Source organism: Streptomyces sp. NPDC050161 (assembly GCF_044460025.1).
Taxonomy (GTDB): Bacteria; Actinomycetota; Actinomycetes; order Streptomycetales; family Streptomycetaceae; genus Streptomyces.
The window spans coordinates 697269-711134 of the sequence record NZ_JBITJM010000001.1 but is presented as its reverse complement, the minus strand read 5'-3'; the positions used below and the strand labels follow the sequence as shown (position 1 = coordinate 711134).

Annotated in this window: 12 protein-coding genes and 1 riboswitch; of the genes, 2 read left to right on the top strand and 10 right to left on the bottom strand. The window is 70.8% G+C overall.

Going from position 1 to position 13866, the window contains the following annotated elements; all coding sequences use genetic code 11:
* Positions 1-60: 60 nt before the first annotated feature.
* The gene (locus tag ACIBK8_RS03120; RefSeq protein ID WP_399039742.1) at positions 61-1086 is read left to right on the top strand and encodes a hypothetical protein; all 1026 of its coding nucleotides are present in this window, start codon (positions 61-63) and stop codon (positions 1084-1086) included.
* Positions 1087-1122: 36 nt separating this feature from the next.
* Here the strand turns inward: ACIBK8_RS03120 and ACIBK8_RS03115 are convergent, their stop codons facing one another.
* From ACIBK8_RS03115 to rpsB, 9 genes are all read right to left on the bottom strand, one after another.
* Positions 1123-2202, bottom strand: coding sequence for an ABC transporter ATP-binding protein (locus tag ACIBK8_RS03115; RefSeq protein WP_399039741.1), 1080 nt, complete (start codon positions 2200-2202; stop codon positions 1123-1125).
* Positions 2203-3894, bottom strand: coding sequence for an ABC transporter permease (locus ACIBK8_RS03110; protein ID WP_399039739.1), 1692 nt, complete (start codon positions 3892-3894; stop codon positions 2203-2205).
* On the bottom strand, positions 3870-4898 hold the full coding sequence (locus ACIBK8_RS03105) for a thiamine ABC transporter substrate binding subunit (RefSeq protein ID WP_399039798.1): 1029 nt from the start codon (positions 4896-4898) through the stop codon (positions 3870-3872). The genes ACIBK8_RS03110 and ACIBK8_RS03105 overlap by 25 nt, the downstream gene beginning before the upstream one ends.
* A 152-nt stretch (positions 4899-5050) precedes the next feature.
* Positions 5051-5171: riboswitch (TPP riboswitch) on the bottom strand.
* A 33-nt stretch (positions 5172-5204) separates the two neighbouring features.
* On the bottom strand, positions 5205-6317 hold the full coding sequence (rlmN, locus tag ACIBK8_RS03100) for a 23S rRNA (adenine(2503)-C(2))-methyltransferase RlmN (protein ID WP_399039738.1): 1113 nt from the start codon (positions 6315-6317) through the stop codon (positions 5205-5207).
* Positions 6318-6482: 165 nt separating this feature from the next.
* On the bottom strand, positions 6483-7640 hold the full coding sequence (locus ACIBK8_RS03095) for a phosphatidate cytidylyltransferase (RefSeq protein WP_399039737.1): 1158 nt from the start codon (positions 7638-7640) through the stop codon (positions 6483-6485).
* Positions 7640-8197, bottom strand: coding sequence for a ribosome recycling factor (gene frr / locus ACIBK8_RS03090; RefSeq protein WP_393687637.1), 558 nt, complete (start codon positions 8195-8197; stop codon positions 7640-7642). The genes ACIBK8_RS03095 and frr overlap by 1 nt, the downstream gene beginning before the upstream one ends.
* A 176-nt stretch (positions 8198-8373) precedes the next feature.
* Positions 8374-9147: a UMP kinase gene (gene pyrH, locus ACIBK8_RS03085; protein ID WP_227047879.1), complete on the bottom strand. Its 774-nt coding sequence runs from the start codon at positions 9145-9147 to the stop codon at positions 8374-8376.
* Positions 9148-9309: 162 nt separating this feature from the next.
* Positions 9310-10146, bottom strand: coding sequence for a translation elongation factor Ts (gene tsf / locus ACIBK8_RS03080; RefSeq protein ID WP_399039736.1), 837 nt, complete (start codon positions 10144-10146; stop codon positions 9310-9312).
* 99 nt (positions 10147-10245) lie between these two features.
* Positions 10246-11133, bottom strand: coding sequence for a 30S ribosomal protein S2 (gene rpsB, locus ACIBK8_RS03075; protein ID WP_399039735.1), 888 nt, complete (start codon positions 11131-11133; stop codon positions 10246-10248).
* Between the two features lie 462 nt (positions 11134-11595).
* Here rpsB and ACIBK8_RS03070 point away from each other — a divergent pair, with 462 nt between their 5' ends.
* Positions 11596-12945: a M23 family metallopeptidase gene (locus tag ACIBK8_RS03070; protein WP_399039733.1), complete on the top strand. Its 1350-nt coding sequence runs from the start codon at positions 11596-11598 to the stop codon at positions 12943-12945.
* Positions 12946-13233: 288 nt separating this feature from the next.
* Here ACIBK8_RS03070 and ACIBK8_RS03065 read toward each other — a convergent pair whose 3' ends face one another.
* Positions 13234-13773 carry a TetR/AcrR family transcriptional regulator gene (locus tag ACIBK8_RS03065; protein ID WP_227049348.1) on the bottom strand — a complete coding sequence of 180 codons (540 nt, stop codon included), beginning with the start codon at positions 13771-13773 and terminating at the stop codon, positions 13234-13236.
* Between the last annotated feature and the right edge of the window lie 93 nt (positions 13774-13866).

The window sequence follows — 13866 nt, the reverse complement described above, 5'->3', positions numbered from 1 at the left end:
GAGGCATACCCGCCAGCCGGGAAGACGCGGCGCGGCGGCGGTGCGTGAACGGAGCTCTTGGTGATCATCGGCCTTCTGACGGCCGTGGCGGCATCGGTCTGCTACGGCACGGGTTCCGTTCTCCAGGCGGTGGGATCGCGGAAATCCGCCCGCCGGGAGGCGGCAGGCGCCGCCACCGGTGTCACCCAGCACGGCGGCCCCAGCCTGGCGTCGACCGCGAAGGCCGCGGTGACCTGGGAGTTCATGGTCGGTTCCGGGCTGGATTTCGTGGGCTTCGGGCTGGGCGCGCTGGCCGCCAGGCTACTGCCGCTGTTCCTTTCGCAGACGGTGATCAGCGCCAATCTCGTGATCACCGCGCTGCTGAGCATCAAGCTGCTCGGGATACGTCTCAGCAGGCCCGAGTGGACGTCGATCGCCGTGGTCTGCGGGGCGCTGGTGCTGCTGGCCACCGCCGCGGGGCACGAAGGGAGCGGCCACACTCCGGCCGCCGGCCACTGGTGGCTGCTGATCGCGTCCGTCCTCCTGATCGCCGTCGGCACCCTGGTCGTCCGGCTGCTGGGTGCGCGGGCCGCGATCCTCGCCGGGCTTCTCTCCGGTCTCGGCTTCGGCGCGCTCGGTGTGGGTGTCAGGATGCTGGACGGCGTGGCGCCGTTCAGCCTGTCCGTCCTCCTCGCCGACCCGGCGCTCTACGCGATCCTGGTGGCGGGGATCGGCGGCATGTACCTGCACACCGTGGCGCTGCAGATCGGTTCGGTGAACGGTGCCACCGCGGCGCTGGTGGTGGGTGAGACGGTGGTGCCCGGCATTCTGGGGGTGCTGTGGCTCGGTGACGCGTCCCGGCCGGGCTTCGCCTGGGTCGCGGTGCTCGGCTTCGTGGTGGCGGTCGCCGGTGCCGTCGCCGTCGCCTGGTTCGGCTCGGAGGAGGGCGATCCGGCGGGTGCGGCGGACCGCGGCGACATCGGCGGAGCGGATCTCGCGCGGTCCCAGGATCCGGCCGTGGGACGCGCGCGGGACGTGGAACACGTCCCGACCGGCGCAGACGCACCGGGCGCGGGACACGGCTGGGACGCAGAGCGCCGCCGGTAGCCGTCCCGGCGTTCTCAGCCTGACCGTTTCGGAGCGCTACCCGTCCCCGTCCGCCAGCACCACGACGTCATCGGCGGCGAAGCGGACGCCGACCCGCTCTCCCGTTTCCGGTGCGTCCCGCAGTGCGCAGGCCGCCTCCAGTTGGGGGCCTTCGGCCGGCTGGAGCAGCAGGGCGACGTGGGTGCCGCGGAAGGTCCGGGCGGCGACCGTGCACGGCAGGCCGTCGGACACGGGCGTCAGCCGCACGCCGGCCGGCCGGACGAGCAGCCGGCACCGTCCGTCGGGCGACGCTTCGGGGACCGGCACCTTGCCCCAGGGCGTCACGGCGGCGCCGCCCTGCACCGTCGCCGCGACGACGTTGTCGAAGCCGAGGAAGCGGGCGACGAATTCGGTGGCGGGCCGCTGCCAGACCTCCAGCGGGGTGCCGGTCTGCGCGATCCGCCCGTCCTGCATCACCACGACCCGGTCGGCCAGGGCGAACGCCTCGCCCTGGTCGTGTGTGACGGCGAGCACCGTCGTCCCCAACTCGCCGAAGAGCCGCCGCAGTTCGACGACGAGGCGTTCGCGCAGTCCGCGGTCGAGCTGTCCGAGCGGTTCGTCGAGCATCAGCAGCCGGGGGCTCGGCGCGAGGGCGCGGGCCAGCGCGACCCGCTGCTGCTCGCCGCCGGAGAGGGAGGCGACGGCGCGGCGCCCGGCGCCCGGAAGGCCGACGAGGCCGAGCAGTTCGGCGACGGTGCGCTGCTGTGCGGCGCGGTCCGTCCGGCGCATCCGCAGGCCGAAGGCGACGTTGCCTGCGACGTCCTTTTGCGGGAAGAGCTGGTGGTCCTGGAACATCAGGCCGACGCCCCGCCGGTGGGTGGGCACCCGCGCCTGGTCGCGTCCCTCCAGAAGCACCTGCCCGGCATCGGCCGGTTGCAGCCCGGCCACCACCCGCAGCAGCGTCGACTTGCCGCTGCCGCTGGGCCCGAGCACGCACACGATCTCGTGGGCGGCGACGTCCAGGTCGACCGCGTCGAGCGCGGCGGGCGCGCCGGCCGGTCCGAAGCGTACGGTCACGCCGTTCAGCCGCAGCAGCTGCTGCCCTTCGGTGTCTGCGGCCCGAGCCGTAGCCGTCATCTAGAACTCCCCGGACTGGTCGGTGCGGAGGCGCTCCAGGACCAGCAGGGCCCCGGCGCACACCACCATCAAGATGGTCGAAAGGGCCATCGCCTGGCCGTAGTTGAGCTCCCCGGCGCGGCCGAGCAGCCGGGCGACGGCCACCGGGAGGGTCGGCTGGTCGGGCCGTGCGATGAAGACCGTCGCGCCGAATTCGCCGAGCGACACGGCGAACGCGAATCCGGCGGCGATGAGCAGGGCGCGGCGCACCATCGGCAGGTCCACCTCGCGCCACACGCGCCACGGCGAGGCGCCCAGCACGGCCGCCGCCTCCCGCAGCCGCCCGTCGACGGCACGCAGGACGGGCAGCATGATCCGCACCACGAACGGCACCCCGACCAGCGCCTGGGCCAGCGGCACCAGCCACCACGAGGAGCGCAGGTCGAGCGGCGGCCGGTCGAGGGTGATCAGGAATCCGAAGCCGACGGTGACCGCGGACACGCCGAGCGGCAGCATCAGCAGCGCGTCGAAGCCGCGGACGAGCCGCCCGCCGCGCCGGGTCAGGGCGGCGGCTGCCAGACCGCCCACCACCAGGGCGATCGCGGTGGCGGCCAACCCGTAGGCGAGCGAGTTCCACAGCGCTTCCAGGGGGGCGACGGCGAAGGTGCTGTCGGCGGACGCGGCGGAGCCCAGCGTTTCGTAGAAGACCGTGCCGTAGCCGTCGGGCCCGGCGAAGGACCGCTCGACGAGCACGAGGAGCGGCACGACGACGAGGACGGCGATGATCGCGAGGGTGCCCCACAGCAGCGCCCACTGTCCGGGGCCGCGGGGCCGCCGCGCGGTCCGCGCGGCGTCGACGAGCCGGAGGGCCGTCTCGCGGCGGCGTACCGTCCAGGCGTGCAGGGCCAGCAGGGCGAGGACCGCCGCGAACTGGATCAGGGTGAGGACGGCGGCGGTCGGCAGGTCGAGGAAGTCGGCGGTCTGCCGGTAGATCTCCACCTCCAGGGTGGAGAAGGTGGGCCCGCCGAGGATCTGCACCACTCCGAAGGAGGTGAAGGTGAACAGGAAGACCATCAGCGCGGCGGCGGCGACGGCGGGGCCGAGCGCGGGCAGCGTCACCCGGCGCCAGGCCGCGAGACGGCCGGCGCCGAGCACCCGCGCCGCTTCCTCCTGCCGCGGGTCGAGCTGTCCCCACAGCCCGCCGACGGTCCGCACGACCACGGCGTAGTTGAAGAAGACGTGGGCGAGCAGGATCGCCCAGACCGAGGTGTCGAGACGCACACCCCACAGGTCGTCGAGCAGTCCGCCGCGGCCGGTCAGGGCCAGGAAGGCGGAGCCGACGACGACGGTCGGCAGCACGAACGGCACCGCGACCACCGCCCGCAGCAGCTGCTTGCCGGGGAACTCGAACCGGGCGAAGACGTACGCGCCGGGCAGTGCGATCAGCAAGGTGAGGCCGGTCGACGCGGCGGCCTGCCAGACGGTGAACCACAGGACGTGCAGCACGTCCCCGTCGCCGAGCACGTCGGCGATCCGGCCGAGCTGCCACCGCCCGCCGTCCTTCAGTCCGCGTCCGACGATCGCAGTGACCGGGTAGGCGAAGAACAGCGCGAAGAAGGCGACCGGCAGCGCCATCAGGGCCGCCCGCACCGCCGTGGCGCGCCGGCTACGGCCGCGCCTGGCCCCGTCTACTTCAGAACGAGCGAGGACCACTGCTTGACCCACTGTTCGCGGTGCTCGGTGATCGTCTCCGGGGCGAGGGTCGCCGGCTTGTCGATCGTCGCGCCGTACTTGGTGAACAGGTCCGGCACCGTGGCGTCCTTGCGCGCCGGGTTGACGAACATCTGGAGCGGCATGTCCTCCTGGAACTTCCGGCTGAGCAGGAAGTCCAGCAGTTCCTTGCCGCCCTTCTCGTTCGTGGCGCCCTTGAGGAGACCACCGAACTCGATCTGCCGGAAGCAGGTCCCGGTGGCGACGCCGGTCGGTGCCTGCTTCGGCGCGGGCTTCTTGCCGAGCACCTCGACGGGCGGGCTGGAGGCGTACGAGACGACCAGCGGCTTGTCGCCCTTGCCCCGGCCGGCCGCGGATCCGGAGAAGCGCTCGTTGTACGCCTGCTCCCAGCCGTCGACCACCTCGACACCGTTGGCCTTGAGCTTTTTCCAGTAGTCCTGCCAGCCCTGCTCGCCGTGGGTGGCGATGGTGCCCAGCTGGAAGGCGAGCCCCGGCGACGAGGTGGCGGAGTTCTCCGTGACGAGCAGGTCCTTGTACTGCGGCTTGAGCAGGTCGTCGAAGGTCTTCGGCGGCGCGAGGTGGTGCCGGTCGAAGTAGTCGCGGTCGTAGTTGACGCAGGTGTCGCCGTAGTCGAGGGGCGTGACGCGGTGGCCTGCCTTGTCCAGTTGCAGGGCGGCGGGGACGGCGTCGAGGCCCTTGGCCCGGTACGGCGTGAAGAGGCCGGCCTTCAGGCCACGGGACAGCAGGGTGTTGTCGATGCCGAAGAAGACGTCGCCCTGCGGGTTGTCCTTGGAGAGGATCGCCTGGTTGACGGCCTTGCCCGCGTCGCCGCCCTTGAGCACCCGGACCTTGTAGCCGCTCTGCTTCTCGAACGCGGCGAGCACCGACTTCGAGGCGTTGAAGGAGTCGTGGGTGACGAGTGTGACGGTCTTGGCGTCCGCCGCGCTGCCGCCTTCCGTGCTGCCGCAGGCGGCGAGCGCGGTCATGCCGGCCGCTGCGGCGGCGACCGCCGCCACGGCTCTGCGGGCGGTGGTGGTGCGGTTGGTGCTCACTGATTCCTCCTGGCTGGCCAGGAAGAGACGCGGCCCCGCGCCGCGCCGCCCGGTGGAGCCGGGCGGCGCAGGGCGGGGCGCAACAGCATGAGTGACGACCGAACTTCCTACCCGGAATGACCCGGGCGAGGTTCAAGGGTCTGCGGGCGCCGTATCCCTACGACGTCTCCGCACTCTCAGCGCTGTGGCGCTCCCCTGTCGGAATGTGCATTTGTTCGATCACACGCTACCAGCGGGCGGTCAGCGTTCCGAGGCCGCGAGCTGCCCGCAGGCGCCGTCGATCTCCTGGCCGCGGGTGTCGCGGACGGTCACCGGCACGCCGTGCGCCTCGATGGCCCGGACGAACGCCCGCTCGTCCTCGGGGCGCGACGCGGTCCACTTCGAGCCGGGTGTCGGGTTCAGCGGAATGAGGTTGACGTGCACGCGCTTGCCCTTGAGCAGCCGTCCCAGCAGGTCACCGCGCCATGCCTGGTCGTTGATGTCGCGGATCAGGGCGTACTCGATGGAGATCCGGCGGCCGGACTTCTCGGCGTACTCCCAGGCCGCGTCCAGGACCTCGCGCACCTTCCAGCGGGTGTTGACCGGGACGAGGGTGTCGCGCAGCTCGTCGTCCGGGGCGTGCAGCGAGACCGCGAGCCGGCACTTGAAGCCCTCGTCGGCGAACCGCAGCATGGCGGGCACCAGTCCGACGGTGGAGACGGTGATGCCGCGCTGCGACAGGCCGAGGCCGTCCGGCTCGGGGTCGGTGAGCCGCCGGATGGCGCCGACCACCCGCTTGTAGTTGGCGAGCGGCTCGCCCATGCCCATGAACACGATGTTCGACAGCCGCGCCGGGCCGCCGGGCACCTCGCCGTCGCGCAGGGCGCGCATGCCGTCGACGATCTGGTGCACGATCTCGGCGGTCGAGAGGTTGCGGTCCAGACCCGCCTGGCCGGTGGCGCAGAACGGGCAGTTCATCCCGCAGCCGGCCTGTGAGGAGATGCACATCGTGACCCGGTCCGGGTAGCGCATCAGCACGGATTCGACGAGCGTGCCGTCGTGCAGCTTCCACAGGGTCTTGCGGGTGGTGTCGTCGTCGCACGAGATGTGCCGCACCACGCTCATCAGCTCGGGCAGCAGCTCCGCCGCGAGCTTCTCCCGGGCCGCGGCGGGAATGTCGGTCCACTGCGCCGGCTCGTGCGCGTAGCGGGCGAAGTAGTGCTGCGACAGCTGCTTGGCGCGGAACGGCTTCTCCCCGATCGCGGCCACGGCTTCGCGGCGCTCGGCGGGGCTGAGGTCTGCGAGGTGCCGCGGGGGCTTCTTGGCCCCGCGGGGGGCGACGAATGTCAGCACACCGGGCTCGGGCGGTGCCATGGGCGGAACTCCTCAATGCGACGGTGCCGGACGATCTCCACGGTGCGGAGCCAACGGCGGGACGGTGCCGGAACCCGGGGGACTCACGGGAACTGTCCCCGCGGTCGCGAGGACGGAAAAAGGCCCGCTGTCGGACAGCGGGCCTTTCCAGACTACCTGGGCGCTTCAGCCGCTGCCAACGAAGATCACGAAGAGCAGCCAGATGACCGGGGCGGTCGGCAGCAGGGAGTCGAGCCGGTCCATGATGCCGCCGTGGCCGGGCAGCAGGGTGCCCATGTCCTTGATGCCGAGGTCCCGCTTGATCATGGATTCGCCGAGGTCGCCGAGGGTGGCGCTGGCGGCGACGGTCAGGCCGAGCAGCAGCCCCTGCCACCAGGCACCGTCCGTGATCAGGAACTCCATGCACAGCGCGCCGGCGGCCATCGCGAACAGCACGGCGCCGACCAGGCCCTCACGGGTCTTGCCGGGGCTGATGCGGGGCGCGAGCTTGTGCGTGCCGAAGCGCCAGCCGACGGCGTACGCCCCGGTGTCGCTGACGACCGTCAGCAGCAGGAAGGTCAGTACCCGCTGCGGCCCGTCGTCGGCGGCGAGCATCAGGGCGACGAACGTCGCGAGGAACGGCACGTAGAACGCCGCGAAGACCCCTGCGGTGACGTCCCGCAGGTAGTTCTCGGGTCTGCCCGTCATGCGCCAGACCAGGACGGCGAGGGTGGTGAGTGCCATCGCCACCCAGGCGCCCTCGGCTCCGCGCACATAGCCGGCGATCACCATGGCGGTGCCGCCGACGGCGAGCGGGACCAGCGGCGCCCTGACGTCCTTGCGCTCGGTGAGCCGCGAGGTCAGCTCCCACAGGCCCACGACGACGGCGACCGCTATCACGCCGATGAAGACGTGCTTGTAGATGAAGAGGGAGGCGACGATGACCGCACCGAGGCCGACGCCGACCCCTATCGCGGCGGGCAGATTCCGTCCCGCGCTCTTCTTCTTCGGCTTCTCTGGGTCCTGCGAGCCCGTGGGCCCGGGGGAACCGGGGAAAGGAGTGGCCATGGGCTCCTGCGGCTTTTCGTCGCGGAACAGGGGGCCGCTCAGCCGAGTGGCCCCCCGGTCGTCGTCCCGGATGTCCCGGTGGTCCCGGCTGTCGTCCTGGTGTCCGCCGGCGTCGGGCACGACGGGCAGCGGCCGGGTCTGCCCCACCGCTCCCCCGTCGTACGCGTACTCCGCCACAGCGGGTGGCGCCGCCCCGCTCGGCGCGGAGGCCGGTCCGTGGTCGGGCGGTCCCCAGTGACCTGCGCCGGGCGGGGCCCCCCAGGATGACTCGTTCATCAGACCTCGAGGAGCTCGGATTCCTTGTGCTTGAGGAGCTCGTCCACCTGCGCGACGTACTTCGCGGTGGTGTCGTCGAGCTCCTTCTCCGCGCGCCTGACCTCGTCCTCGCCGGACTCCTTGTCCTTGACGAGCTTGTCGAGGTTTTCCTTCGCCTTGCGGCGGACGCTGCGAATGGAGATCTTCGCGTCCTCGCCCTTGGTCTTGGCGACCTTGATGTAGTCCTTGCGGCGCTCCTCGGTCAGCTCCGGGAACGTCACTCGGATGATGTTGCCGTCGTTGCTCGGGTTGACACCGAGGTCGGAGTCGCGGATCGCCTGCTCGATGTTGCGCATCGCGCTCTTGTCGAACGGGGTCACCACGGCCATCCGCGGTTCCGGAACCGAGAACGACGCCAGCTGGTTGATCGGCGTCAAGGCACCGTAGTAGTCCGCCACGATCTTGTTGAACATCGCCGGGTGCGCACGCCCGGTGCGGATCGCGGCGAAGTCCTCCTTGGCGACCACGACGGCCTTCTCCATCTTCTCCTCGGCCTCGAGGAGGATCTCTTCGATCACCACTTGCTCCTGGTCTCTTCGGTAAGAAGCAGAGCCTCGCCCCTGCCGCGCGTCTACTCCTGCACGGTGTCCGACCGGCAGGCGGTTGTCCATCCCCGTGCCGGAGCCCTGCCCCGGCACGGGAGTTGCCGCGGGTACCGGCCGATGCCCGTACGCCGTCGCGGCAGTTGGGGCCGTCAGGCCCGGGTGCCCTGATCGCTGACGAGCGTGCCGATCTTCTCACCCTTCACCGCACGCGCGATGTTGCCCTCGGCGAGCAGTTCGAAGACGAGGATCGGAAGCTTGTTGTCGCGGCACAGCGTGATGGCGGTGGCATCGGCGACCTTCAGGTCGCGGGTGATGACCTCGCCGTATTCGAGCGCGTCGAACTTCACCGCGTCGGGGTTCTTCTTGGGGTCGGCGTCGTAGACACCGTCCACGCCGTTCTTGCCCATCAGCATGGCCTCGGCGTCGATCTCCAGGGCGCGCTGTGCGGCGGTGGTGTCCGTGGAGAAGTACGGCATGCCCATACCGGCGCCGAAGATGACGACCCGGCCCTTCTCCAGGTGGCGCACCGCGCGCAGCGGAATGTACGGCTCCGCGACCTGGCCCATGGTGATGGCGGTCTGCACGCGGGTCTCGATGCCTTCCTTCTCCAGGAAGTCCTGGAGGGCGAGGCAGTTCATGACCGTGCCGAGCATGCCCATGTAGTCGGAACGGGCCCGGTCCATGCCGCGCTGCTGGAGTTCGGCGCCGCGGAAGAAGTTGCCGCCGCCGATCACGATGGCGATCTCGTAGCCGTCGCGTACCACGGCGGCGATCTCACGTGCCACGGCGTGCACGACGTCGGGGTCGACACCCAGGCCGCCGCCGCCGGCGAACGCTTCGCCTGACAGCTTCAGCAGGAAGCGTCCCTTCCCACCGCTGTCGGGATTGTCGGCCTTGTCCGAGCCGTCGGCACCGTGATTCATTGAGCTCTCCTCGTACACATACGAAGAAGGCCATTGCCGTGGGTCCGGTTCAGATCCCCGTACGGCAATGGCCTCCTCGTCACATCTGCGGCCGGCCACCGAGCGGCCGACTGCGTACGACCCTAGCGGGGTCGTAGGTCATTCGCTGCCTTCGCGGCAGGCTCAGGCGCCGACGCGGATGCGCGCGAAGCGCTTCAGCGAGACACCGGCCTCGTCCACGACCTTCTGGACGGACTTCTTGTTGTCCTTGGCGAACGCCTGGTCCAGCAGCGCGTTCTCCTTGAAGAAGCCGTTGACGCGACCCTCGACGATCTTCGGAAGGGCGGCCTCGGGCTTGCCCTCCTCCTTCGCGGTGGCCTCGGCGACGCGACGCTCGTTCTCGACGACGTCGGCCGGGATGTCCTCACGGGAGAGGAACTTCGGCGCGAACGCGGCGACGTGCTGCGCGACGTCCTTCGCGACCTCGGCGTTCTCCTTGTCCAGCTCGACCAGGACGCCGACCTGCGGCGGGAGGTCGGGCATGGTGCGGTGCATGTAAGCGGCCACGTAGCCACCGGAGAACTGCGCGAAGCGGTCCAGGACGATCTTCTCGCCCAGGGTGGCGTTGGCCTCGTCGACGTACGCCTGGACGGTCTTGCCGGCCTCGATCTCGGAGGCGAGCAGCGCCTCGATGTCGGCCGGGGAGGTCTTGGCGACGTGCGCGGCGAGCGCGTTGGCGACGGCCAGGAACTTCTCGCCCTTGGCGACGAAGTCGGTCTCGCACTTCAGCTCGAGCAGCACGCCGGAGGTCTTGTCGTCGGCGATGAGGGAGACGACTGCGCCGTTCTCGGCGGAGCGGCCCTCGCGCTTGGCGACGCCCTTCTGGCCCTTGACGCGCAGGATCTCGACGGCCTTGTCGACGCTGCCGTCGCCCTCGTCCAGCGCCTTCTTGCAGTCCATCATGCCGGCGCCGGTGAGCTCACGGAGCTTCTTGACGTCAGCGGCGGTGTAGTTCGCCATGATCTGTGAATCTCTTCTCGAAAGTCGAAAGATCTACGGGTGGACGGCGGGGGCGGCGCTTGTGGCACCGGCCCCCGCCGTCATCAACCGGTTCTGAGGTCAGGCCTGCTCGGCGTCCGTGGCCGGCTTCTCGGCCTCGGCGGCCGGAGCCTCGGCCGGCTTGTCCTCGGCGGGCTTGTCCTCGGCCGCGGGGGCCTCGTCGGCCTTCTTCTCGCCCTCGAGCAGGTCGCGCTCCCACTCGGCCAGCGGCTCGGCGGCAGCCTTCTCGCCGGGCTTCTGGTCGCCGGTGGCGACGCCGGAACGGGCGATGAGGCCCTCGGCGACGGCGTCGGCGATCACGCGGGTGAGCAGGGTGACGGAGCGGATCGCGTCGTCGTTGCCCGGGATCTTGTAGTCGACCTCGTCGGGGTCGCAGTTGGTGTCGAGGATCGCGACGACCGGAATGTTGAGCTTCCGGGCCTCACCAACCGCGATGTGCTCCTTCTTGGTGTCCACGATCCAGACGGCGCTGGGCACCTTCTGCATCTCGCGGATACCGCCGAGGGTCTTCTCCAGCTTGGCCTTCTCGCGGGAGAGGACGAGCAGCTCCTTCTTGGTGAGGCCGGACGCGGCCACATCCTCGAAGTCGATCTGCTCAAGCTCCTTCAGGCGCTGCAGGCGCTTGTAGACGGTCGAGAAGTTGGTCAGCATGCCGCCGAGCCAGCGCTGGTTCACGTAGGGCATGCCCACGCGGGTCGCCTGCTCGGCAATGGCCTCCTGGGCCTGCTTCTTCGTGCCGACGAACATGACCGAGCCACCGTGGGCGACGGTCTCCTTGACGAACTCGTAGGCGCGGTCGATGTACGACAGCGACTGGAGCAGGTCGATGATGTAGATGCCGTTGCGCTCCGTGAAGATGAAACGCTTCATCTTCGGGTTCCAGCGGCGGGTCTGGTGCCCGAAGTGGACGCCGCTCTCCAGCAGCTCCCGCATCGTGACGACGGCCATGGCCGTACTCCTTGTTGTTCTCGGTTCCACTGCGGCCGGTCGGCCGCGGTGCCTGACGCCCCGACGCGCCTGCCGAGGACGGAACCGTCCGAGGACCGAGGAGCGCGGCCACCGTGCTGCCCCGAAGGGGACTGGTGCACTGATGGCGGGGCGTGCGAAGTCGACCCGGTGACCCGGATCGCCACCAGAAGTGTACGGGACGGTCGATGCCCCGGGCGACACGCTCCATGAGCCACCCCCGCAGGCCACCACCCGACGACACCCACCCCCGCACCACCACCCACCGACCACGGCGGAACCCCCTCTCCCCGCCCTCCACTCACCGGATCGGGTGACGCAGATATCCCCAGCCGACCGGTTACCCACAGCCACGGACCAAGATCCCCCCGCAATCGCCGATTACGTCACCGTCGACCCGTACGACGTTCCGGAAGCGGGAGATCGATCGGGGGGCGATGGCCGATGAGGGTGCGGGCTGTTGGGGAGTGGGGGTCGGCGTGGGAGTGGCCCGGGTGTGGGTGGCGTGGGCGGTGCGGGTGGCGGTCCGCCCGGGACCGGTTGGCCCGGGATACGCCTCGGGATACACCTCGGGATACGCCTTGGGGACGGCGGCCCGTACCGGAGTGCGCTCCGGCGCGCGAGGAGGCCGGGCAGGGGCGGAGCCGACGCGAGCCTGATGGACGTAGAGGGAATCGACGCACGGCGAGCGGGCACGGCCAAGGGCCCCACCCGCTCGCCACCCCGCCCCCTCAGCGCGCGAGGCCCGCACGCACCAGGAACTGCGCCTTCCCCCGCACCACCGCCACGACCCCCTGGACCGTCGCGCTGACCGCCCTCCTCTGCCTCCTCCCGGCCACGAACGCGATGGCCGGGCCTCCCCCGCCACCCGCAGCGTCAGCCACAGAAGCAGGAGCAGCGACAGAAACGGAAGGGAATGGAACTGGAACTGGAACCCAACATGCTCGCCCCCGTCCACCGACTCCGGGCGATCATTCCTGGCCGGTGGATGGTCAACACGGCCTGCATCCAACGGTGTTACGCGGCTGGGAGCCACCGCCATCCCCCTGGTCCGCGGGACATCGGGGCGTCGATCTGGCAGCACCGACCGGCGCCACGGTGCAGGCCGCCGCCGCGGGCCGAGTGACCTTCGCCGGACAGGTCGCCGGCCGGGGCGTGCTGACAATCGAGCTGTCCCACTCGGGACGACCACCGCTACGCACCACCTACGAACCGGTACGCGCCACGGCACGGAAAGGCGACAAGGTAACCGCGGGCCATCCGGTCGCCGTCCTCCAGCCCGGCCCGTTCCACTGCCGCGAGCCCTGCCTGCACTGGGGCCTGCTCAGGGGAAAGACATACCTCGATCCCCTGTCGCTGCTCCCCCCTTCGATGCTGCACGGCGGCCCGTCACGCCTCCTGCCGGTCTTCGGCATCCCGCTTCCACCGCCGTCACACAGCGCCGCCGTCGCCCCCTCCCCATCACCCCACACAAGCCGCACGGCCTACTCCGCACCCACCACGACGGGACTGCCCTTAGCCGTGACTCTCACCGTCGCCACCCTGTGGGCAATCAGCCGCATGCCACACAGCCGACGAACTCCCAAACGCCACGACCGCCCCAGCTCACCCGCCGCCCCACGGCACCGAAGGGCCTCGCGCCGGTACGTACCGAGCCTCCCGCGCACAGCTCCCGCAGGCCGAGCGCCGGCCACCGCACCGCGAGTGACGGGTGAGCGCCCATCGCTCCTCAGGGACGAGATACCCACGGCGACGGCAGGAGGAGACACCCGTAGGCCGCACCGGGGAGCCTGAGCTGCCGGATCCCGAAACCGGCGAGGCGGACGAGCGGGTACGAGAGGGGGCGGTCACCAGCGGGGTGGTGTGCCATCGGCGGGGCGACGCCAGCACACGGCTTGTGGTGCGGCGTGCGGCGTGCGGCGTGCGGCGTGCGGCGTGCGGCGTGCGGCGTGCGGCACACCAAACACCACAACCGGCAACGGTTGAGGGACGGGGTGGAGGCGGGGGGAGGGGCGGGGGGCGGGGGAAGACGAAAAGCTTGAGTCGCGCCGCCGCCCAGCCCCTCCACCCCTCCCCCTCAGGTCAGCCCCGGACGCCCCGGAGGGCCATGGAGACTGCTGCCTCGGTGATGTCGTCCGGGTTTTCGGCGGCGCCGAGTTCGATGCGGCGGACGGCCGCGTCCACGACTCCCTGGAGGAGCATGGCGGCGAGGCGCGGCTGTTCGTGGCCGAGTCCGGCGAGCGCCTCCACGATCATGGCGATGAGGCCGCCGTGCGCGGCGCGGATCTTTTCGCGTGCGCCGGCATCCAGTTCACCGGCGGAGATGGCGACCACCGCACGGTGCCGGCGGTCGCCGACGAGTGCGAGCTGCCGGCGTACGTACGCCTCGATCTTCGCCTCGTCGGTGTCGGCGCGCTCCATGGCCGCTTCGACCTCTGCGGCCCAGACGGGGAAGTCGACGGCGCACAGCTCTTCGACGACGGCCGCCCGGGAGCGGAAATACTCGTATACGGAGGAGCGCGCGAGTCCCGTGCGCTCGGCGAGGGCGGGGAAGGTCAGCGCTTCCGTTCCGCCTTCGGACAGCAGGGTGCGGGCGGCGTCCAAGAGGGCGCCGCGCTGCATCGTCCGGTGCTCGGCCACTGAGGCCGCTCGAATCCTGGGCACCTGACCACTCTACGGATGACGGGCCCGGAGCGGCACTCCGCCTGGCACCGG